This is a genomic window from Nonomuraea sp. NPDC049725, assembly GCF_040674795.1.
GTDB classification, from domain to species: domain Bacteria; phylum Actinomycetota; class Actinomycetes; order Streptosporangiales; family Streptosporangiaceae; genus Nonomuraea; species Nonomuraea ceibae.
Window position 1 is genome coordinate 238,510 of the sequence record NZ_JBFANJ010000012.1, and the last position, 21,274, is coordinate 259,783.

Here is a 21,274-nt window from a genome sequence, read left to right on the forward strand (position 1 = left end):
CGCTCAGAACGCGCCCGTCGTGGCGCCCCTCAACCGGCGAACACGGGCGACAGCTCTGGCCAGCGCTCCGCCGCGCACAGCACCGGCGGGCGGTCGAGCGGGGCGGGCAGCACGACCTCCCGGCCGCCGCCGATCGGGCGGCCGGTCCAGACGTCCACCCAGTCCCCCTCAGGGAGATAGGCGGAAATCTCCGAAACATCGGGATCGGTCACCGGCGCCACCAGCAACGCGTCCCCCAGCTTGAACTGCAACGGACGCCGCCACACCGCCGGATCGCCCGGATGGTCGAAGAACAGCCCGCGCATCAGCGGCGCCCCGTCCAGCGCCCGGCGCGCCTGCTCCGCCAGGTAGGGCACCAGCCGCTCGCGCACCTCCACCAGCCGCCTGAACACCGGGATCACCCGCTCGTCCCCGGTCTGCGCCGCGACGTTCCACGGCGTCCGGTCCCGGATCGGCGTGCGATGGTGGTTGAACTCCGAGTGATACTGCATGATCGGCATGAACGCCGCCGCCCCGGCCGCCCGCAGATAGAGCTCCGCGTCCGGCACCGGGCCGGAGAACCCGGCCAAATCCCAGCCCCAGTAGACGATCCCGCACGCCGAGGCCGTGATCCCCGCCCTGACCGAGGAGCGGAACGCCTCCCACGTGGAGTCCTCGTCCCCCGCCCAGAACGCGCCGTGCGCCTGCGACCCGGCGAACCCGGCCCGGCTGAACGTCACCGGCGCCTTGCCGTGCCGCCGCAGCAGGTCGCCGAACGCCCGCGCGTAGTGCACCGGGAACAGCCCGTTGCCGTCGTCGCCCCGGCGGCCGTCGGCATAACGCAGGTCGTGACCCCAGGCGTGCTCGCCGCCGTCGGTCTTGAACCCGTCGATCCCCACCTCGTCCACCAGGTACGCGCGCTTGGCCGTCCACCAGTCGCGCACCCGCGCCGACGACAGGTCAGGCATGAGCGCCAGCGGGAACCACCAGCCCCGGTTCCGGTACGGCCGGCCGTCGGCCTCCTTGACCCCGTAGCCGCGCTCGACGAGCTGCCGGGCGTCCACGGCCGCCTGGTGGCGCGGGTGCGGGCGCGTCTTCTGCAGCGGGATCTGCCACAGCAGCACCTTGACGCCGCGTTCGTGCAGCTCGTCCACCATGCCCTTCGGGTCGGGCCACGGCCCGTCCGCCGGGAAGGTGTAGTCGGCCAGCCGGTGCGGCTCCTCCGACGCCTCGTAGCGGGCCCCGCGGAACGCGGTGAACGTCGTCTCGTCGCTCCACGCCTCGATGACCAGCGCGCCGACCGGGATGCGGTGCTCGCGGTGCCGGTCCATCTCGGCCATCACGCGCTCCTGCGTGTTCCACTCGTTGCCGCTGGCCCACAGGCGGAACACCCACGACGGCAGCTCCTCCGGCCGCCCCACGTCGTCCAGGAAGCGCCGCAGCACGTCCGCCGGGGCGCCGCCCTCGTACAGCTCGACGGCCAGCTCGCCGTCCGGGCCGAGCTCCGCCTCGACGCGCAGCCGGCCGGGCACGCTCGCGCCCACGTCGTACCAGGTCCGGCGGCTCGTGACCACGTGGAGGCCCCACGTCGCCCGCGCGCCGACGACCAGGGCGAACGGCATGGGCAGGTACGTCCTGCCGTGCGCGCCCTGCGCCTTGTACTGCTCGAACACCACCGCGTCCAGCTCCCGGCCGCGCTGGTCCACCGCGTCGAACCGCTCGCCGAACCCGACCACGTGCTCGCCGTCGCGCAGCTCCAGCTCGAACCGGACGCGCAGCGGCCCGTCACCGTCGGCCAGCCACCGCACGCTCCCCGGCACCACCCGGTCGCCGCCGCGCACGTCCAGCTTGCCGCCGGCCGCGCCCCACACCGCCGCCGTCACCTCGAACCACCGGGAGGCACGGGTCCGCCCCTCCCCGTCGGCGGCCCGGAACCGGTAGGCGTAGCGCCGCCCGGCCTCCAGCGGCGGTGTCCGCACCGCCCACGACCCGGCGGCGGCCCGCGCGGCCCGCGCCTGCGCGGCGGCCAGGTGCCCGCCGTCGGCGCCCGCCTCCCGCGCGCCGGGGCCGCCCTGCGGCGCGAGCGCGAGCTCCAGCGGAGCCCCGCCGTCCGTCACCCACTCGCACACCACCGACGCCACCGCGGGCGACGCGCGCACGCGCAGCTCCACGGCCTCACCGGCGAGCGGGCGCGCCGGGACGCGCTGGTCCTCGGTGACCGCGTACGGGTGCCCGGACCCGAAGGGACGATGCCGGATCATGCCCGCACCCCCAGCTCGTCGGCGAGGATCAGGTACATGCCGTGCGACCACAGCAGCGGCGTGGCCACCGGGCCCCACCGGTCCAGCCACTCCTGTCGGCGTTCCGGCCAGAGCAGCAGGCCGGGCACCTGCTCGGGCAGGTCGCCCGCGGGCGTCGCCTGCGCGGCCATCCAGTCGAGGTAGCGCCGCGCCTCGCCGGAGCGCCCGGCCCGCGCGTGGTTCCAGCCGAGGAACCCGGCCAGCAGCACCCACCGGCCGCCGCCGTAGAAGGTGTCCTCCAGGTAGCGGTACACGCCGCCGTCGCGGGCGAGCTGCCGCTCCACCTCCGCCACGGTCGCCGCCCCCACCGGGTGCCCGGCCGCGTACAGCCCGAACGGCTCCACGCACGCCAGCAGGCTGCCGTCCACGGCGTCGCTGCCCAGCCACTTGCGCAGGTGCCCGCCCGGGGCGACGCCCTCGGCGGCCACCAGCGCCGCGACGCCCGCCACCGCCGCCGAGGCGGCCTCGGCCTCGGCCGCGCTCAGCACGTCCAGCTCCAGGGCCGCGCGCAGCCCGGCGTGCACCGCGCCGAGCGTCGCCACGTGCCGCTGCTCGACGTGCTCCTCCCACCAGTCGTAGCAGGGCCGGTCCCAGAAGGCCGACAGGTAGCGGGCGGTGGCCCGTACCCCCTTCTCCACGCCCGGGACGGCGCGCCCGTGCCGGGCGGTGTGCTCGCGCAGCGCCCACAGCCAGGTGCCGTATCCGTCGAGCTGGAAGTCCCACCACTCGTCCGTGCCGTCCACGCCGTCCAGCGTGAACCGGGTGGGCAGCATCTCGGCCTGCGCGACCGGCTCCCCGCGTGCGGCGCGGGCGACGAGCGCGTCCACCTGCCCGGCGCGGTCGCCGACCACCCGGGCGCTCCAGGCGTGGAAGGCGTCGGCCCCGGCCACGTCGCCGTGCCTGCTCACCCCCTCGGCGATGAACGAGCCGTCCCGCAGCCACGAGTAGCCGCGGTAGGCGGAGAAGGTCGGCGAGGCCGGATAGGCGCCGGTGGACGACTGGAGCCTCTGGATCACGTCGAGGCTGTGCGACACGAGGGTCACGGGAACTGGTCTCCTGAAAGGGTCGGGGATCTAGCCGAGCAGTGCGTCGACCTCGGCGGCGGCCGCCTTGAGCGCGTCCGGCACCGGCTTGCGGCCGGAGGCGGCCTCGCTCAGCTCCTTGGTCACGGCGTCCTGCATCTCCTGCTGGCGCTTGATGACCGGCGGCAGCGCGATCGACTCCAGCGCGTCGAAGACCGCCTGCCGGTTGGCGGGCTTCGGGTCCTTGAGGTAGCCGGCCAGCACCTGCTGGTCGGCGACCGGCGGCAGCTCCCACGACGAGGCGATGCGGGTGGCGGCCGCGACGTCGGACGACGACAGGAAGCGGGCCCAGGCGTACGCCTCCTTGCCCAGCTTGGTCGTGGACGAGACGGCGACCGCGTTGTGGAAGACCGCGCTGGCCTTGCCCGCGTCACCGGGCTCGACGACGACGTCCCACTCGAACGGCACGTCCTTCAGCCCGGCGAACTGCCAGATGCCGTTGTGCCACATCGCGAGCTTGCCGGACTTGAACAGGTTCGTGTCGTAGTCGGCGGTGCCGCCGATCTCCGCCTCGGTGGGCATCGTCCTGCCGACCTTCGACACCAGCCACTCGGCCGCCTTGACGCCCTGCGGGCTGTCGAAGGCGGACTTCTTGCCGTCGGCCGACAGGAACTCGCCGCCGGCCTGCTTGAGCGTCTTGTAGAACTCGAAGAACTGCACCGGCTGGAAGTCGCCGTAGACGCCCTTCTTCTTGTCCGTCAGCTTCTCTGCCGCCGCCTGCTCGTCCGCCCACGTCCAGTCGGCGGTGGGCAGGTCGACGCCGGCCTTCTCGAACAGGTCCTTGTTGTAGAAGAGCACCACGGTCGAGAACGACGCGGGCAGCGCGTACTGCTTGCCGTCGCGCTTGAAGGCGTTCAGCGACTCGGCCGCGTACGCCGACAGGTCGCCGTCTCCGCCCACGGCGCCCAGGTCGAGCAGCGAACCGGCGCCGGCGTAGGTGACGAAGTTCTCGTAGTTCAGCTCGAAGGTGTCGGGCGCGGTGCCGCCCGCGATGCTGGTCTGGAGCTTGGTGAAGTACTCGTCGAACGGCGCGGTCTCCACCACGACGTCGATCGACGGGTTCTGCTTCTCGAACGCGGCCACGATCGCGTCGAGGTCCTTCACGTGGTCCGGCGCCGCCGAGAACGTGAAGTAGCGCAGCGTCGTCCTGCCGCCCTCGCCGCTCGGCGCCTTCGTGGCCGAACCCTGGGAGCAGGCGGAGGCGAGCAGCGCGGCCGCGAGCGCGGCGGCCACCTTGGTACGTGTCTTCATGGGGGGTTTCCTTTACTTGAGCCCGCTCTGCGCGACGCTGGCGATGACGTGTTTCTGGGCGAAGACGTAGAGAACGAGGATCGGCACGACGCTGATCACCGAACCGGCCATGACCACGTCCCACTCGGTGGTGAACTGGCCGTGCAGCGTGGCCAGGCCCAGCGGCAGCGTCATGAACTCGGGCGACTTGATGATGATCAGCGGCCACAGGTAGCTGTTCCAGCTGGCCATGAAGCCGAAGATGGCGAAGGTGGCCAGGGCCGGGCGGATGAGCGGCAGGACCACGTACAGAAAGATCCTGAAATGTCCGGCGCCGTCGAGCACGGCCGCCTCGTCGAACTCCCGGGGCACCTGCCGGATCGCCTGCCGCAGCAGGAACACCCCGAACGCCGAGGCGATCGTCGGAGCCAGCAGCGCGAAATAGGTGTCGACCAGGTTGAACATCCGCATCTCGATGAACAGCGGCACCACCAGCACCGGCAGCGGCATCATCAGCGTCGCCAGGTAGACCGCGAACAGCGCCCCCCGCCCCGGGAACGGCAGCCGGGCGAACGCGTACGCGGCCATCGCGCTGGTCACGAGCTGCAGCAGCGTGGACGCCGCGCCGATCCACGCGCTGTTGGCCACGATCCGCCAGAACGGCAGCGTCTCCAGCAGCTTGCCGTACGCGTCCAGGCTCGCGCCCTCCGGCGTGAAGTCCGGCGGCACCGCCAGCACCGCGTCGCTCGGCGTGATCGAGGTGATGAGCGCCCACGCGAACGGGAACAGCATCACCACCGCGCCCAGCCCCACCGCCAGATAGCGCAGCGCCCTACCCATAGGTCACCCACCGCTTCTGCCCGCGGATCTGCACGATCGTCACCAGCAGCACGAGCGCGAACAGCAGCCACGACAGCGCCGAGGCCGCCCCGCCCGGCCGTAACGGAACGTCAGGTCATAGATCTGCGACACCACCACCTGCGTCGCCCCGCCCGGCCCGCCTCCCGTCATGATCTTGACCTGGTCGAACACCTGGAACCCGTTGATCAGCGAGATCACCACGACGAAGAACGACGACGGCGACAGCAGCGGCAGCGTGATGTGCCGGAACCGGCGCACCGCCGACGCCCCGTCGACCATGGCCGCCTCCTGGTACTCCTTCGGGATCGCCTGCAGCCCCGCCAGCAGGATGATCATCACGAAGCCCAGGTCCTTCCACGCCGAGGCGAGGATCACCGACGGCATCGCCCAGGCCGGATCCGTCCACCAGCCCGGCCCGCTCACCCCGACCAGCCCCAGCGCCCAGTTCACGATCCCGCTCGCCGGGTTCAGCAGCCACTTCCACATCAGCGCCACCACGACCCAGCTCGTGATGACCGGCAGGAAGTAGATCCCGCGCAGCAGGCTCCGGCCCGCCATCGCCCGGTTCAGCAGCAGCGCCAGGCCCAGCCCGCCCAGGTAGACCAGCGGCAGGTAACCGGCGATGAAGTACAGCGTGTGCCCGAACGCCGCCCGTGTCCCCGGATCGCCGATCAGCTCCACGTAGTTGCCCAGGCCCACCCAGCGCATCTCCGTGATCAGATCCCACTCGTGCAGGCTCGTCCACAGCGACGCCACCATCGGGACCAGCGTGTACAGGGTCAGCGGCACCAGGCTCGGCAGCAGGAACACCGCGACGGTCCCCGCGTGACGCCACCGCCGTCGCGGCGCCCTCCGCCCGTGCGTGGCCCCCGCCTCGGGCGGGGCCGCGGTGAGTGTCATCAGCTCGCTCCCTCTCCGGTACGCGCGCCGCGCGCGAGAACGCCCGCGCGGTCACGGACGGCGCTCACGGCGTGGTCCCGATGAGGCGGGCGCGCACCAGGCGGCCCTGCTCCCCGGCGGCCCCGGCCGCGTCGAACGGCGTCGCCAGCACCAGCGCCGCCGCCCCCTGTGCCCAGCTCGTCTCGTCCCAGCTCTCCACCTCGACCGCGATGTCCCGCCGCCCCGGGTAGAGCTGCGCCCGAAGCGCCCGATCGAACCCCACCTGCCAGAACGGCCACTCGGCGGTGCCCTCGCCGAGCACCACCACGACCTCCGGGTCCACCACGTTCACCAGCCCGGCCGTGGCCCGCCCCAGGATCTCCCCGGCCCCGGCGAACACCTCCCGCGCCACCGCGTCCCCCCGCACGGCCGCCCTCCCCAACGCCGCCACCGCCCCCCCGGCCCCCTCTCCGAGGGGGTCGCCCCCCTTGAGAGGCCCGCTTTCCATGAAGGGGGTGCCCTCGCCGTGGGGTGATCCCTCTGAGGGGGTCTTGGCGCGGGCGGCGGCGAGGAGGCCGGTGGAGCCGACGAAGGCCTCCAGGCAGCCCCGGGCCCCGCACCCGCACGGCGGCCCGGCGGGGTCCACGCACAGGTGGCCGAACTCGCCGGCGCCCCCGCGCGCCCCCCGGTACACGCGCCCGTCGGCGACGATGGCCGCGCCGACGCCGCGCCCGATGGTCAGCACGAGGAAGTCCCGGTGCGTCCGCCCCCTGCCGTACAGCCGTTCGGCCGCCGCGAGCGCGTTGACGTCGTTCTCGACGAGCACGGGCAGGTCGAGCCGCCGCCGCAGCCGTTCGCCGACGGGCATGGCCTGCCATCCCAGCGTGGGCGCGTTGACGGTGCCGACGCCCTGGTCGTCGACGGAGCCGGGCACGCCGACGCCGACGCCGAGCAGCGGCGGCCCGCCGGTGATGGCGGTCAGGACGGAGGCGACGGCGTCGGCGAGGTCGCCGGGGGCGTCGGCGGCGGCGGGGTCGAAGGGCCGCACCCAGGACCCGAGCACCTCGCCGTCCAGCCGCACGTCGACGAGGACGAGGTGGTCGGCGGTGACCTTGACGCCGAGGGCGCGCCCGGCGCCGCCGACGAGGCCGAGCCGCTGGGCGGGCCGCCCGCCTCGGGACGGCTTGAGGTCGAGCTCCTCGACCATGCCGTGTCCCATCAGCTCGCGGGTCAGCTGCGTGACGGTCGCGGGGCTGACGTCCAGCTCGCGCGCGATCTCGCTGCGGCTGAGCGGCCCGACGGTGCCGAGCAGGGCGAGGATCGCGGTCCTGGTGAGGTCGCCGCGGTCGCTTCCGGCCATGCCACCACTTTCTTTAGTCATAAAGTTAGTGGTGAAGAATATGAGCCCGAGGCCGCCCGCCTGTCAAGGGACAACAGAAAACCCCGGAAGGCGCACGGCCTTCCGGGGTCTGCGAGCGGGGGACCAGGAGTGGACTAGGAGGCGTCCCTCGCCTGGTTGCGCAGCGCGCGGCTGACGCCGTCGGCGCCCTCCAGGATGAGCCGGCGCAGCGCCTGCGGCGGCTGCTCGGCGGCCAGGTAGTCGCGTGCGGCCTGGACGGTTGCCTCCTCGATGATCAGCGTCGGGAAGCAGCCGACCGCGAACGTCGACGCCTGGTCGAACGTCCACTCCCGGTAGATCCGCCCCACTTCGGCGAAGTACTTCTCCCGGTACGGCTCCAGCAGCTCGGGGTGGTGCGGGTCCTGGAAGCCGCCGATCGTCGTACGGGCGATGTGGTTGGCCAGCTTGCCGCCGATGATCCGCTCCCAGGCGGCGGCCTTGGCCTCGGCGGTGGGCACGGCGGCCCGGCACTGCGCCGCCGACCGCTCGCCGGTGGCCGTCGGGTCGCGCTTGAGCTCGGCCTCGATGTCGGCCTCGCCGAGCTTGCCGCCCACGACGAGCGCGTTGACCAGGGTCCAGCGCAGGTCGGCGTCGACGGTCAGCCCGTCGGGCACCTCGGAGCCGTCGAGGATGGCCGCCAGCATGGCCAGGTCGGCCTCGGAGGTGGCCACCGGCGCGAACGCCTGGAGGTAGGCGAGCTGGTGGTCGGAGCCGGGCTCGGCGGAGCCGATGAGCGAGCGCAGCGCGTCGGCCAGCAGGGCCAGGCCCTCGCCGCGCCAGGCGGGCTCGGCGTACTGCTGGACGGCCTGGCGGGCCTGCCGCAGCACCGCCTGGAGGACCGTGAGGTCCTTGACGGTGGCGATGCCCGAGATGACCAGCTTGACGTAGTCGCGGGTGGACATCTCGCCGTCGCGGGTCATGTCCCAGGCCGCCGACCAGCACAGCGCGCGCGGCAGCGACTCGGTGAACGCCGCGATGCCGCCGTCGACGAGCGTGCGCAGCGACCGCTCGTCGAGCCGGATCTTGGCGTAGGTGAGGTCGTCGTCGTTGACGAGGACCAGGTCGGGCTGCTCCTCGCCGATCAGCTCGGCCACGGTGGTGCGGGCGCCGACGACGTCCAGCTCGACCCGCTTGGTGCGGGTGAGCGCGCCGTCGCGCAGCGCGTACAGGCCGATTGCGACGCGGTGCGAGCGCAGCGTCGGGTAGTCGGCCGGGGCCTCCTGCAGCACCTCGAAGGAGGTGAAGCGGCCGTCGGCGACCTCGAACGACGGGCGCAGCGTGTTGACCCAGGAGGTCTCCAGCCACTCCTTCGACCACGACGACAGGTCGCGCCCGGAGGTCCGCTCCAGCGCGCCGAGCAGGTCCTTCAGCTCGGTGTTGCCCCAGGCGTGCTCGGCGAAGTAGTCGCGCACCCCGGCCAGGAAGTTGTCCAGCCCGACGTAGGCGACGAGCTGCTTGAGCACCGAGGCGCCCTTGGCGTAGGTGATGCCGTCGAAGTTGACCTCGACGGCCTGCATGTCGGGGATGTCGGCGGCGATCGGGTGGGTGGAGGGAAGCTGGTCCTGGCGGTAGGCCCAGGCCTTCTCCACGTTGGCGAACGTGGTCCACGCGCCGCCGCCCCACCGGGTGGCCTCGGCCTGCGCGAGCACGGACATGTAGGTGGCGAACGACTCGTTCAGCCACAGGTCGTCCCACCAGCGCATGGTGACCAGGTCGCCGAACCACATGTGGGCCATCTCGTGCAGGATGGTCTCGGCGCGCCGCTCGACGACGGCGTCGGTGACGCGGGAGCGGAAGACGTAGTCCTCCAGGAACGTCACGCAGCCGGCGTTCTCCATGGCTCCGGCATTGAACTCCGGCACGAAGAGCTGGTCGTACTTGCCGAACGGGTAGCGCACGCCGAACACCTTGTGGAAGAAGTCGAACCCCTGCCGGGTGACCTCCAGGATGTTGTCGGCGTCGAGGTGCTCGGCCAGCGAGGCGCGGCAGTAGACGCCCAGCGGGATGCCGTCGTGCTCGGAGGTCACCTTGTGGTACGGGCCCGCGACGAGCGCCGTGATGTAGGTGGACATGACCGGCGTGGCGGGGAACGTCCACTGCTTGGCCGCGTCGCCTGCTGGCTCGACGCTGCCCGCGGCGGCGTTGGAGACGACCTCCCAGCTCTCGGGAGCGCGCACGGCGAGCTGGAAGGTGGCCTTGAGGTCGGGCTGGTCGAAGCAGGCGTACATGCGGTGCGCGTCGGCCGTCTCGAACTGGCTGTGCAGGTAGACGTTCTGGTCGACGGGGTCGACGAAGCGGTGCAGGCCCTCGCCGGTGCGCATGTAGGCGCACTCGGCCTCGACGCGCAGCTCGTTGGCGGCGGCGAGCGAGGGCAGCGGGAAGCGGCCCTTGTCGGCGTCGTAGCTGCCGGGGTCGAGCTCCTCGCCGTTCAGCGTGACCTTGCGCACGCGCGCGCCGTGCAGGTCGACGAAGGTGGAAGCGCCGGGGCTGGTGCTGCCGAAACGGACCGTGGTCACGCTGTCGAAGCGCTCGTCCCCCGTCGTGAGGTCGAGTGCGACCTCGTACGACTCGACCTTCAACAGCCGGGCCCGCTCGCGCGCTTCGTCCCGGGTGAGGTTGCCTGCCAAGTTGCGCTCCTTTTCACCACTTCGTTGGGGTTTGTCGGTATCCTGCCACGCCAGGAATAGGACGCCGACCTCCCCAGGTTATGACCACACATGACTGAGAAGACTCCTGTGGATCTCTGGTTCGATCCTTTCTGCCCGTTCGCCTGGGCGACGTCGCGGTGGCTGGTCGAGGTCGAGAAGGTCCGTCCCGTCGAGGCGCGCTGGCACATCATGAGCCTCAACGTGCTCAACGAGGACAAGGACGTCCCGGAGGCCTATCGGGAGCAGATCGCCAAGGCCATCGGCCCGGTGCGCGTCGTCGCCGCGGCGGCCGCCAAGTACGGCGACCACGTCGTCGGCCCCCTCTACACCGAGCTCGGCACCCGCCTGCACAACCAGCGCGGCATCGACCGGCTCGACGACCTGCGCGCCACCGTCGAGGACGCCCTCGCCGGCGCCGGCCTCGACCGCGAGCTCGCCGCCGCGATGGACTCCGACGCCCACGACGAGGCCGTACGGCGCTCGCACAACGAGGGCATCGGCCTGGTCGGCCAGGACGTCGGCACGCCGGTCATCCGCGTCGGCAGCAACGCGTTCTTCGGCCCGGTGATCAACTCCATCCCCAGGGGCGAGGACGCCGGCCGGCTCTGGGACGGAGTCCTGCTCGTGACCGGCTTCGAGAACTTCTTCGAGCTCAAGCGCACCCGCGACGGCTCGCCGCGCTTCGACTGAATACCCCCGCGCCGGTAGAAGAAGCTGCGTCCGGGGGTGGCAGTGCTCATCCCCGGATCCGTGGCCGCCTCGCATTGTGACGCGGAGCACGCCAGGATGGCGTCATGCGTCAGCTTTACATCGGCGGTGCCTGGACCGCCTCCGTCTCGGGAGAAGCCGTCGAGGTCGTCAACCCGGCCACCGAGGAGATCATCGACCGGGTGCCCGCGGGCGCGCCCGGAGACGTCGACGCCGCCGTGCGCGCGGCCGCGCGGGCCTTCCCCGGCTGGTCGTCGCTGCCGCCCGCCGACCGGGCCAAGCCGCTGGCCGCCGCGGCCGAGCTGATCGTGGAGCGCGCCGACGACATCGCCAGGACCATCGCCGCCGACATGGGCTCGCCGCTCGGCTTCGCGCTCAAGGTGCAGACGCTCATGCCCGCCGGCGTCCTCGCCTCCTACGCCCAGCTCGCCGAGACCCACCCGCGCGAGACCCGCGTCGGCAACTCGCTCGTCGTCAAGGAGCCGGTCGGCGTCGTCGCCGCCATCACGCCGTGGAACTACCCGCTGCACCAGATCGTCGCCAAGGTCGCCCCGGCGCTCGCGGCCGGCTGCACGGTCGTGCTCAAGCCCAGCGAGGTCGCCCCGCTGGCCGCCTACGCGCTGGCCGACATCCTGCACGAGGTCGGCCTGCCGCCCGGCGTGTTCAACCTGGTCAGCGGGCGCGGCCCGGTCGTCGGCGAGGCCCTGGCCGCCCACCCGGCCGTCGACCTGGTCTCCTTCACCGGCTCCACGGCGGCCGGCCGCCGGGTCGCCACGCTGGCCGCCGACGGCGTCAAGCGCGTCGCGCTGGAGCTCGGCGGCAAGTCCGCCAACCTCATCCTGCCCGACGCCGACCTCACCGCCGCCGTCAAGGCGGGCGTCGCCAACTGCTTCGTCAACGCCGGCCAGACCTGCTCCGCCTGGTCACGCATGATCGTCCACCGTGACCAGTACGACCAGGCCGTCCGCCTGGCCGTCGAGGCCACCGCCAAGTACACCGTCGGCGACCCGTTCGACGAGGCCACCAGGATCGGCCCGCTCGTCTCCGCCGCCCAGCGCGACCGCGTCGTCCGCTACATCAACCGGGGCCACGAGGAGGGCGCCCGGCTGGTGGCCGGCGGCACCGAGCGCCCGTTGCCCCGCGGCTTCTACGTCGAGCCGACCGTCTTCGCCGCGGTCGAGCCCGGCATGACGATCGAGCAGGAGGAGATCTTCGGCCCGGTCCTGACGATCATCCCCTACACCGCCGAGGACCAGGCCGTCGAGATCGCCAACGGTACCCCGTACGGGCTCTCGGGCGCGGTGTGGGCGGGCACCGAGGAGCGCGCGGTCGCCGTGGCGCGCAGGCTGCGCACCGGGCAGGTGGCCGTCAACGGGGGCCGGTTCAACCCGATGGCGCCCTTCGGCGGCTACAAGCGCTCCGGGATCGGCCGCGAGCTCGGCGAGCACGGCCTGGAGGAGTTCTTCGAGGTCAAGGCGATGCAGCTGTAGGGCTAGTAGAGCCCGCCGGTGGCGCGGATGCTCTGCCCGGTCACCCAGCCTCCGTCCGGCCCGGCCAGGAACGCGATCACCGACGCTACGTCCTCGGGCCGGCCGAGCCGGCCCAGCGAGGTCAGCGCGACCGTCTGGACCAGCGCCTCCGGCGGGTTGGACGAGCGCAGCATGTCGGTGTCGGTCGCGCCGGGCAGCACCGTGTTGGCGGTGATGCCGCGCCCGCCGAGCTCGCGCGCCGCCACCTTGGCGAACTGCTCGACCGCGGCCTTGCTGGCGGCGTAGACGGCCACGCCGGGGGCGGCCAGCTTGGTGTTGAGCGTCGAGACGTTGACGATGCGCCCGCCGTCGCGCATCACCCGGCCCGCCCACTGGATGGCCAGGAACGTCGCGCGGGCGTTGACCGCGAACACCCGCTCGTAGACCTCGTCCGTCACCTCGGAGATCAGCGCCTGGCCGGTCTCCGCCGCGTTGTTGACCAGGATGTCGAGGCCCGGCAGCCGGGCCTCCGCCTCGGCGAACAGCCGCAGCAGGTCGTCCTTGTCCGCCTGGTCGGCCTGGACCGCGTGCGCGCCCGTCTCCTTGGCGACCCGCTCGGCCGCCTCCCTGTCGTGGCGATAGCTGAACACCACGCTCGCCCCGTCGGCCGTCAGCCGCTCCACGACCGCTCTGCCGATGCCGCGTGAGCCGCCCGTCACCAGTGCGCCCTTGCCGGAAAGCACAGTCATACGGCCAACTTACGCCTTTTGCATGATCTTGCGAGCCTCGTTCTTCGGCAGCCGGTCGACGTACAGCTTGCCGTCGAGGTGGTCGGTCTCGTGCTGGAAGCAGCGCGCCAGCGAGCCCCTGGCGGTGATCCGGACCGGCCGCTCCAGCCGGTCGACCCCCTCGACCGTCACCCCGGCCGCCCTGGCCACCGGCGCGTAGATCGGGCTGCCGGTCCGCCGGTCGGGCACCGACAGGCAGCCCTCCTCGTCCAGGACCTCCGCCGGGTCGTCCACGGTCAGCACCGGGTTGATCAGGTGGCCCTTGCGCCCGCTGATGTCGTAGACGAACAGCCGCCGCGACACGCCGATCTGCGGACCGGCCAGGCCCACCCCGTCGACCGCGTACATGGCCTGGAACATGTCGTCGATCAGCTTGCGCAGCTCGCGGTCGAACGCCTCGACGGGCTCGGCGGGCGTGCGCAGGACCGGGTCGCCGATCGAACGGATCTCGCGCATGGCGGCTCCTCTCGTAAGGACTACTGGGCGGTGCCGACCCTTACTCTAGCGAGCGGGCGCGGGCCAGGAGCCGCGTCGGCCGGGCTGTGGAAGACTGGTGGCGTGCGTGTCTACATCGGTGCCGACCATGCCGGCTATGAGCTCAAGAACCATCTCGTGTCCTGGTTGAAGGACCACGGGCACGAGGTGACCGACTGCGGTCCCTTCGTCTACGACGCCGAGGACGACTACCCGGCGTTCTGCCTGCGGGCCGCGGAGGGCGTGGCCGGCGACCCGGGCAGCCTCGGCGTGGTCATCGGCGGCTCGGGCAACGGCGAGCAGATCGCCGCCAACAAGGTGCGCGGCATCCGGGCCGCGCTCGCCTGGAGCGACGACACGGCCCGCCTGGCCCGCGAGCACAACAACGCCAACGTGATCGCCGTGGGCGCGCGCATGCACTCGGCCGACGAGGCCACCGGCTTCGTCGAGACGTTCCTGGCCACCTCGTTCTCCGGCAGCGAGCGCCACAGCCGCCGCATCGCCCAGCTGGAGACGTACGAGACCATCGGCCAGCTCCCGTCGCTGCCCCAGGAGTAGCCCCGAGGGCGGCTAGGAGCGGCGCCGGGCCTCGCGCCTGGGCGTCTCGTCACGCAGGGGCCGCCGGTCGGCGGCCTCCTGCTGCTCCTTCGACGGGCGCGACACGTCGCGCGCCCGCATCGCGGTGATCGCGGTGATCTGCAAGCTCTGCAGGGCCATGCCCCCGACCCTACGTCAGAACGTCAGCCCCGCCCACGGCTTCGGGCTCCACGACATCGCCGTCGTCAGCGCCCGCACCGCGCCCGGGGTGCGCTCCTCCAGCAGCCCCGCCGCGTGCTGCTCGGCCAGCGCGCCGTCGCCCAGGTAGGCGGAGCCCAGCGACGCGACCTTGAGCACCAGGTCCGGCTCGTCGTCCACCGGCTTGCACGCGGCCCCCGAGGTGTCGGCGGTCAGCCGCCAGCGGCGGGCGTTCCACGGGCACACGTCGTCCTCGACGTCGATCACCACGTCGACCGGCGCCGCGTAGGAGCGCGACACCAGCGCCTCGCCCACGTCGACCAGGCGCACCCACAGCTCGTCCGTCCAGCGGGCGCGCAGCCGGCGCGAGTCGGCCATCAGCGCGAACAGCGGGTCGTCCACCGGCCGGCTGTCGACGACCACCTTGGCGACCAGGTCACGGTCGAGGACGCTGCGCCACAGCAGCGCGCAGGCGGCCGGATCGGCGGCGAACAGCTCGTGCAGCTTCAGCTCCCCGTCGGGCACGCCGCTGGCGTCCATGCCGGGCCTGATCCGGAACGTCGCGTAGCCGCGCACCCCCTGGTCGTCCTCGGCGATCACCGAGCGGAGCGCGCCCGCGCCCTGCTGGTCGAACTCCTCGTCGGCCAGCGCCGCGTCCCAGAACTCCGCCCGGCGCTCGTACATCCCCGGACGCCGGGGCGACACGGCGGCGAACAGCGCCTCGAAGTCGCCGCGCGCCTCGGCGGGCTTGACCACCCGCAGCCGCAGCGACGGGTCCTGCGGCGCGTCGCGCACGAACGCCGAGCCGGCCCTGTCGATGGTGAACGACATCAGCTCCGCCGCCCTGCCGTAGCCGAACCGGCCGTAGATGGGCGCCTCGGAGGCGTAGAGCGCGGCCACCGACTCGCCACGCTCGCGCACGTCGGCGAGCTGCCTGCGCATCAGCGACGACAGCACGCCACGGCGGCGGTGCGAGGGGAGCACGCTGACCGCGGTCACCCCCGCGACCGGGAGCACCCCGCCGGGAACCGTCATCCGCAGGCTGTACACCCCCGTGCAGCCCACGATGGTGTCGCCGTCGAACGCCGCGAGCGTGCGGTCGAACTCGGTCTGCTTCTTCCAGCGGTCCAGCTGGCGGGGATGCGGGGTCCAGCCGAACCCCTCGCCCAGCACGTCGGAGAACGCCGGCCACTCGGCCTCGGCTATCGGGCGGATCTGAAACGTCATCCGTCCACCGTACGAGGCGCCGCCGCGCCTCGGCCACCGGGTATCCGGTCCCGATGATCAAGGCTCTGGTCAAGTGGGCTGCCCAAACATGGTCCAGACCGATACAGTCAGGCGCATCATGAGTTCCCGTCCGGCGCCGCTGATCCCGCCACGGCTCCGCGCCCTGCTCGTGCGGGTGCCGCTGCTGGTGCAGGCCGTACGGCTGGTGCGGCGCCCGCTGGCCCGCGACCGCAACCTGCTTCTCACGCTGACCGTGGTGTCGCTGGTCATCGGGCTGCTGGCCGCCGAGGTGTCCACGGAGTGGTTCTCGCCGTCGCTGCTCATCCTCGTCACCCTCGTGGGCGGGCTGCAACTGCGGCTGCGCAGCCTGGTCAAGCTGCTCGTCGCCGTGGCCGTCGCGCTCGGCTACGTGGCCACGCAGCTCGGCCCGGGCAGCGTCGGGCTCGGCCTGCTCGTGACGACCGGCTTCACCACGGTGCTGGCCGTGCTCATGGCCCGCACCCGGGGCAAGCTCGGCGTGCAGGGACTGCGCGGCGACGCGATGCTGCTGGAGCTGCGCGACCGGCTCAGGAGCCAGGGCGAGCTGCCGCCGCTGCCCAAGGACTGGGGCGGCAAGGTGGTGCTCAAGCAGGCGGGCGGCTCCTCGTTCGGCGGCGACTTCCTGGTGTCGCTGCGCGACGGCGACCGGGTCGACATCGCGCTCGTCGACGTGTCCGGCAAGGGCGTCGACGCCGGCACCAGGGCGCTGCTGCTGTCGGGCACGTTCGGCGGGCTGCTCGGCTCCGTCGACGACTTCCTGCCCGCGTGCAACGCCTACCTGCACCGCCAGCGCGGCGACGAGGGCTTCGTCACCGCCGTGCACGTCCGGCTCGACCTGGCCACCGGCGACTACACGATCACCTCGGCCGGGCATCCGCCGGTCGTCAAGTTCGACGCCGGGACCGGCAACTGGCAGGTCGCCTCCGCCAAGGGCGTGGTGCTCGGCGTGGTGCCCGACCTGCACTGCGAGCCCGACAGCGGCACCCTGCGCAAGGGCGACGCGCTGCTGCTCTACACCGACGGGCTCATCGAGCAGCCGGGCCGCGACATCGACGCCGGGCTCGACCGGCTGCTGGGGGAGGCCGAGCGGCTGCTGCCCTCCGGGTTCCGCGACGGTGCCAGGGCCCTGGTCAACGCCATGGCCTCGGGCCACAACGACGACTGCGCGCTGGTGCTCATCTGGCGTCCGTAGTGACGAATCACACGGGTGCGGTCGTGATCGTGGTCACTGGCCGCCGGCCCGGCATCCTGAGATCGTCATAGAGTCGCGGGCTCCGGGGGAACGGCGCGGCTCCTCCGGGGCCCGCCCGCACACCACCAGCCCGCTCACAGCCAGTCCGCTCACAGCCAGCCCGAGTCGCTGGCGATGCGCACCGCGTCGACCCGGTTGCGCGCGCCGGTCTTGCACATGATCCGCGACAGGTGGTTGCGCACGGTGCCCACCGACAGGAAGAGCTCGTCGGCGATCTCCGCCGACCGGGCGCCGCCCGCCGCGATCCGCAGCACGTCGATCTCACGCCTGGTCAGCGGATTGACCGGCGACTGCAGGGCGGCCACGGCCAGCTCGGCGTCGATCGCCCGGCCGCCCGCCGCGATCCGCCGCAACCCCTCGGCGAGCTGCTCCGGCGCCACGTCGAGCGTCATGAACCCGCGGGCGTGCGCCGCCAGCGCCCCGCGCACCTGCCCCGGATGCGGCTGGGCCGACAGGATCAGCACCGCGCACCCGGGCGCCTTCTCCCGCAGCGCCTCCGCCGCGCCCAGCCCGCCCACGCCCGGCAGGTCGGCGTCGACCACCGCCGCGTCCGGCTCGCACTCCAGCGCGCGAGGCAGCACGTCCTCGGCGCTCGCCACCTCCGCGACCACCCGCAGGTCCGGCTCGGCCTCCAGCGAGGCCACCAGACCACGCCGCACCAGCGCCAGATGCTCGGCGACCAGGATCCGGATCAAATCGCTCCCTCCGTCACGTCCCAGGGTGATCGTCCGACTGCGGACTGTCAACGGCGGTTCATGCGCAGCCCCCGTCCAGGTGTGCGGAGTTCGACTACCCTTGGGTAGGTCGGGACTTCCGTCTTCCCTGGAGCGCGCGTACATGGATTGGCTCTTCGTCGCGGGCATCGTCATCTTCTTCATCGGACTGATGGCGTCCATCGCGCTGCACGAGGTCGGCCATCTCGTGCCCGCCAAGCTCTTCGGCGTCCGCGTGACGCAGTACATGGTCGGCTTCGGCTCCACCGCCTGGTCCTGGCGTCGTGGCGAGACCGAGTACGGCATCAAGTGGCTGCCGCTCGGCGGCTACATCCGCATGATCGGCATGCTGCCGCCCCGGCCCGGCGACGACCCGACCAAGCTGCGCGGCAGCTCGACGGGCCCGTTCCAGAGCCTCATCGAGACCGCCAGGGAGGCCGCCCAGGAAGAGGTGCGCCCCGGCGACGAGGAGCGGGTCTTCTACCGGAAGAAGTGGTGGCAGAAGGTCATCATCATGTCCGGCGGCCCGGCGATGAACTTCGTGCTCGCCTTCGTCCTCTACACGCTGCTGTTCGTCGGCATCGGCATGCCCACGCTGGTGCCGGTCGTCTCGCCCGACACCACCACGTGCGTGATCCCGGTCAGCGAGCAGCGCACCGAGTGCCGGCCCGGCGACCAGGCGACGCCCGCGGCGAAGGCCAAGCTCAAGGTCGGTGACCAGCTCGTCTCCTTCGACGGCCAGAAGATCGGCTCGTGGGCCGACGCGACCCGGCTGATCCGCTCCCACGGCGCGGGCGAGGTGGCGCTCGGCATCGTGCGCGACGGAAAGCCGATGACGCTCGACGTCACGCTCATCGCCCAGGACCGGCCCAAGCCCGACGACCCCAAGGTGATCGAGAAGAACGTCGGCTTTCTCGGCGTCATGCCCACCGAGGTCATGCAGCAGCAGAGCATCGGCGCGGTCGCCGGCCACATGGCCGAGCTCACGGGCAGGGTGGCGCAGTCGCTGGTCAACCTGCCGGAGAAGATGGTCGGCGTGTGGCACGCCGCCTTCTCCGGCGAGGAACGCGACCCCGAGGGCCCGGTCGGCGTCGTCGGCGCCGGGCGGATGGGCGGCGAGATCCTCGCCTCCGACCTGACCGGCATCCAGAAGTTCCACATCTTCGTCAACCTGCTGGCCGGCTTCAACCTGGCGATCGGCATGTTCAACCTGATCCCGCTGCTGCCGCTCGACGGCGGCCACATCGCGGGCGGCCTGTGGGAGGGCCTCAAGCGGGCCTACGCCCGGGTCCGCCGCCGCCCCGAGCCCGCGTACGTGGACATCGCCAAGGTGCTGCCGCTCACCTACGCGCTCGCCTTCGTCATGATCATCATGGCCGGGCTGCTGGTCTACGCCGACCTGATCAACCCGTTGAGGCTCACCGGATGACCGCGGGCCCGCTCGACGAGCTCCGGCGGCTGTGCCTCGCGCTGCCGGAGACGACCGAGCGGCTCAGCCACGGCGAGCCCACCTGGTTCGTGCGGGGCAAGAAGACGTTCGTCATGTACGCCGACCACCACCACGACGACCGCCTGGCGTTCTGGTGCGCGGCCCCGCCCGGCGTCCAGCAGGAGCTGGTGGCCGAGGACCCGGCCCGCTTCTTCCGGCCGCCATACGTGGGCCATCGCGGCTGGCTGGGCGTCTTCCTGGACGTGGACGTCGACTGGGCGGAGATCGGCGAGATCGTCGCCGACGCCTACCGGCAGGTCGCGCCCAAGTCCCTCATCGAGCGGATGCCCCCGACCGGCTGAGCACCCTGGCGACCTGGTCCGGGTGGGTGAGCTGCGGATAGTGCCCGGCTCCGGCGATCTCGGTCACCGGATGCCCCGGGTCGGCCGTGAGCGGGTCGGCCGAGCCCGTCACGATCTCGACGGGCACCCGCACCCGTGTCAGCAGCGCCCGCGCGGCGTCCCGCCCGGCCGAGGCCGCCCGCAGCGCCGCGACCACGCGCCGCGCCACCCCCGGGCGGCGCAGGTCCAGCGCGGCGCTCGCCACCTCCGGTCCTTCGGGCACGCCCAGCGTGGCGGCCAGCCGGGCGGCGGACATGCGGCGCAGCAGGGGCGCGGCCACGGCAGAACGCGCCGCCCATGACGCCGGAGCCTGGAGGAACGCCGGAGCCACGAGCACGAGCCCGCCCACCCGCTCGGGATGCTCGACCGCGAACCGCAGCGCGGGCCCGCAGGCCAGCGAGTGCGCCACCAGCGTCGGCCGCGTCCGCACGCTGCCCATCAGCCCGGCCAGCCACGCCTCCACCGGCCGGTCAGAAGGCGCGGACCGCCCCAGCCCGGGCAGATCGGGCGCGAGAACCGGCCCCGGCAGCAGGGCGGCCACCCGCGCCCACACGTCGGCGTTCACCGGCAGCCCGTGCAGCAGCACGTGCCCGGGGTCGCGGGCGTCCCCCATCACCCACGTACGGTCCCGGAACCCGTACGGGCGCAGCCACGGCGTCGCCGCGCCGAAGCGGGCCGCCACCAGGTCGTCCGCCCAGGCGCGCAGGGCGTCGGCGACCGGCGGCATCTCCAGGCCGGCCCGGGCGGCGAGGGCGCGGGCCGAGGCCGTCGGATAGCGGTCCGGCGACAGGAACGACAGCGTCTCCGGATCGGCGCCGGTGAGCGCCCGCGGCAGCCGCCGCACCAGGCCGACGGGGATCGTCCGGCGCGGCGCGCGCACGCCGAGGTGCCGGGCGACCAGGCCGATCAGCTCGGGCAGCGGCGGGGTGTCGTCGTCGAGCACCCAGTGGTCCTCGCCCGCCGGGGCGGCGGGGATCTCCGCCAGGAAGCGCGTGAAGTAGTCCATCGTGACGACCGGCAGGAAGACGTCCGGGCCGCCGGGCAGCGCCGGGAGCCGCCCGTTCCACAGGTCTCCGACGAGGGAGGCCAGGCCGAGGTGCTGGCCGGGGCCGATCACCGTGCTGGGGTTGGCGACGGTCAGCGGGACGCCCAGCTCGCGCGCCCTGGCATGAACGGCGAGGTCGGCCTCGGCCTTGGACGCCTCGTACGCGCCCAGCCGGGCGTAGTCGGGGCGGACGCCGCTCACCCGGTAGCCGCTGATGTGCACGAGCCGCCGCAGCCGGGGGAGCGTGGCGGCCCATTCGAGCACGTGGAGCGCGCCGGTCACGTTCACGGCGCGAGCCTCCTCGACGCCGAGGCCGAACGCGAAGCGCGCCGCGGCGTTGTAGACGTCGCGTGCCTGGGGGAGTCCGGTGAGCGGGCGGGTGAGGTCGGCGGTGACGACGTTCAGCCCGCCGGTGGCGACGCCCCGCTCGGCCAGCCACGGGGTGAGGGTGTCGGTCCGCACGGCCGCCGCCACCCGCTGCCCGCGGCCCAGCAGCTCGGCGACGAGTGCCCGGCCGACGAAGCCGGTCGCGCCGAAGACGATCGCGTCCAAGAGAGCTCCTCAATAGATCGGTCTACATATTTTCTGGGCGTGAAAAGAGCCGCCTCCGTGGCGG

The 21,274-nt window shown here is 72.8% G+C and carries 19 protein-coding genes; 6 read left to right on the forward strand and 13 right to left on the reverse strand.

Translation table 11 applies throughout. The annotated features are described in order from the left end of the window. Positions 1-29 precede the first annotated feature (29 nt). From AB0J53_RS30150 to pepN, 7 genes are all read right to left on the reverse strand, one after another. A complete protein-coding gene (locus AB0J53_RS30150; RefSeq protein WP_364178740.1) occupies positions 30-2,240 on the reverse strand; it encodes a TIM-barrel domain-containing protein in 2,211 nt (736 codons plus the stop codon). Then, on the reverse strand, positions 2,237-3,322 hold the full coding sequence (locus AB0J53_RS30155; RefSeq protein ID WP_364178743.1) for a glycoside hydrolase family 15 protein: 1,086 nt from the start codon (positions 3,320-3,322) through the stop codon (positions 2,237-2,239). The genes AB0J53_RS30150 and AB0J53_RS30155 overlap by 4 nt, the downstream gene beginning before the upstream one ends. Positions 3,323-3,352: 30 nt before the next feature. Beyond that, the gene (locus AB0J53_RS30160) at positions 3,353-4,612 is read right to left on the reverse strand and encodes a sugar ABC transporter substrate-binding protein (RefSeq protein WP_364178745.1); all 1,260 of its coding nucleotides are present in this window, start codon (positions 4,610-4,612) and stop codon (positions 3,353-3,355) included. Positions 4,613-4,624: 12 nt separating this feature from the next. Then, the gene (locus AB0J53_RS30165) at positions 4,625-5,431 is read right to left on the reverse strand and encodes a carbohydrate ABC transporter permease (RefSeq protein WP_219519792.1); all 807 of its coding nucleotides are present in this window, start codon (positions 5,429-5,431) and stop codon (positions 4,625-4,627) included. 39 nt (positions 5,432-5,470) lie between these two features. Then, on the reverse strand, positions 5,471-6,352 hold the full coding sequence (locus AB0J53_RS30170) for a sugar ABC transporter permease (RefSeq protein ID WP_364178749.1): 882 nt from the start codon (positions 6,350-6,352) through the stop codon (positions 5,471-5,473). 64 nt (positions 6,353-6,416) lie between these two features. Further along, positions 6,417-7,691, reverse strand: a complete 1,275-nt coding sequence (locus AB0J53_RS30175) for an ROK family transcriptional regulator (RefSeq protein WP_364178751.1) — start codon at positions 7,689-7,691, stop codon at positions 6,417-6,419. A 134-nt stretch (positions 7,692-7,825) separates the two neighbouring features. Further along, complete coding sequence (gene pepN / locus AB0J53_RS30180; protein WP_364178754.1) at positions 7,826-10,357, reverse strand: aminopeptidase N; 2,532 nt, start codon at positions 10,355-10,357, stop codon at positions 7,826-7,828. 90 nt (positions 10,358-10,447) lie between these two features. On the opposite strand from pepN, the gene AB0J53_RS30185 reads away from it, so the two are divergent. Continuing rightward, positions 10,448-11,068: a disulfide bond formation protein DsbA gene (locus AB0J53_RS30185; protein WP_364178757.1), complete on the forward strand. Its 621-nt coding sequence runs from the start codon at positions 10,448-10,450 to the stop codon at positions 11,066-11,068. A 104-nt stretch (positions 11,069-11,172) separates the two neighbouring features. Next, entirely contained in the window at positions 11,173-12,576 is a 1,404-nt protein-coding gene (locus AB0J53_RS30190) for an aldehyde dehydrogenase family protein (RefSeq protein ID WP_364178760.1), read from the forward strand. Between the two features lie 2 nt (positions 12,577-12,578). On the opposite strand, the gene AB0J53_RS30195 is transcribed toward AB0J53_RS30190, so the two are convergent. Together AB0J53_RS30195 and def are read right to left on the reverse strand one after the other, a co-directional pair. Next, positions 12,579-13,304 (reverse strand): SDR family oxidoreductase, encoded by a 726-nt coding sequence (locus AB0J53_RS30195; protein WP_364178763.1) that lies wholly within the window; start codon positions 13,302-13,304, stop codon positions 12,579-12,581. A 9-nt stretch (positions 13,305-13,313) separates the two neighbouring features. Then, a complete protein-coding gene (gene def / locus AB0J53_RS30200; protein ID WP_364178766.1) occupies positions 13,314-13,799 on the reverse strand; it encodes a peptide deformylase in 486 nt (161 codons plus the stop codon). A 102-nt stretch (positions 13,800-13,901) separates the two neighbouring features. Here def and AB0J53_RS30205 point away from each other — a divergent pair, with 102 nt between their 5' ends. Further along, positions 13,902-14,375, forward strand: coding sequence for a ribose-5-phosphate isomerase (locus AB0J53_RS30205; RefSeq protein ID WP_364178769.1), 474 nt, complete (start codon positions 13,902-13,904; stop codon positions 14,373-14,375). Between the two features lie 12 nt (positions 14,376-14,387). Here the strand turns inward: AB0J53_RS30205 and AB0J53_RS30210 are convergent, their stop codons facing one another. Together AB0J53_RS30210 and AB0J53_RS30215 are read right to left on the reverse strand one after the other, a co-directional pair. Continuing rightward, positions 14,388-14,534, reverse strand: coding sequence for a hypothetical protein (locus AB0J53_RS30210; protein ID WP_219515938.1), 147 nt, complete (start codon positions 14,532-14,534; stop codon positions 14,388-14,390). Between the two features lie 15 nt (positions 14,535-14,549). Next, positions 14,550-15,779: a GNAT family N-acetyltransferase gene (locus tag AB0J53_RS30215; RefSeq protein ID WP_364178772.1), complete on the reverse strand. Its 1,230-nt coding sequence runs from the start codon at positions 15,777-15,779 to the stop codon at positions 14,550-14,552. Between the two features lie 118 nt (positions 15,780-15,897). On the opposite strand from AB0J53_RS30215, the gene AB0J53_RS30220 reads away from it, so the two are divergent. Then, positions 15,898-17,010, forward strand: a complete 1,113-nt coding sequence (locus AB0J53_RS30220) for a PP2C family protein-serine/threonine phosphatase (protein WP_364178775.1) — start codon at positions 15,898-15,900, stop codon at positions 17,008-17,010. 149 nt (positions 17,011-17,159) lie between these two features. Here AB0J53_RS30220 and AB0J53_RS30225 read toward each other — a convergent pair whose 3' ends face one another. After that, positions 17,160-17,765, reverse strand: coding sequence for a response regulator transcription factor (locus tag AB0J53_RS30225; protein WP_219515962.1), 606 nt, complete (start codon positions 17,763-17,765; stop codon positions 17,160-17,162). A 142-nt stretch (positions 17,766-17,907) separates the two neighbouring features. Between AB0J53_RS30225 and AB0J53_RS30230 the strand changes: the two genes are divergently transcribed. Both AB0J53_RS30230 and AB0J53_RS30235 read left to right on the forward strand, forming a co-directional pair. Further along, positions 17,908-19,212 (forward strand): site-2 protease family protein, encoded by a 1,305-nt coding sequence (locus AB0J53_RS30230; protein WP_219515970.1) that lies wholly within the window; start codon positions 17,908-17,910, stop codon positions 19,210-19,212. After that, a complete protein-coding gene (locus tag AB0J53_RS30235; protein WP_364178780.1) occupies positions 19,209-19,574 on the forward strand; it encodes an MmcQ/YjbR family DNA-binding protein in 366 nt (121 codons plus the stop codon). The genes AB0J53_RS30230 and AB0J53_RS30235 overlap by 4 nt, the downstream gene beginning before the upstream one ends. On the opposite strand, the gene AB0J53_RS30240 is transcribed toward AB0J53_RS30235, so the two are convergent. Beyond that, entirely contained in the window at positions 19,546-21,210 is a 1,665-nt protein-coding gene (locus AB0J53_RS30240) for an alpha/beta fold hydrolase (protein WP_364178783.1), read from the reverse strand. The two genes, AB0J53_RS30235 and AB0J53_RS30240, sit on opposite strands and share 29 nt — an antisense overlap. Between the last annotated feature and the right edge of the window lie 64 nt (positions 21,211-21,274).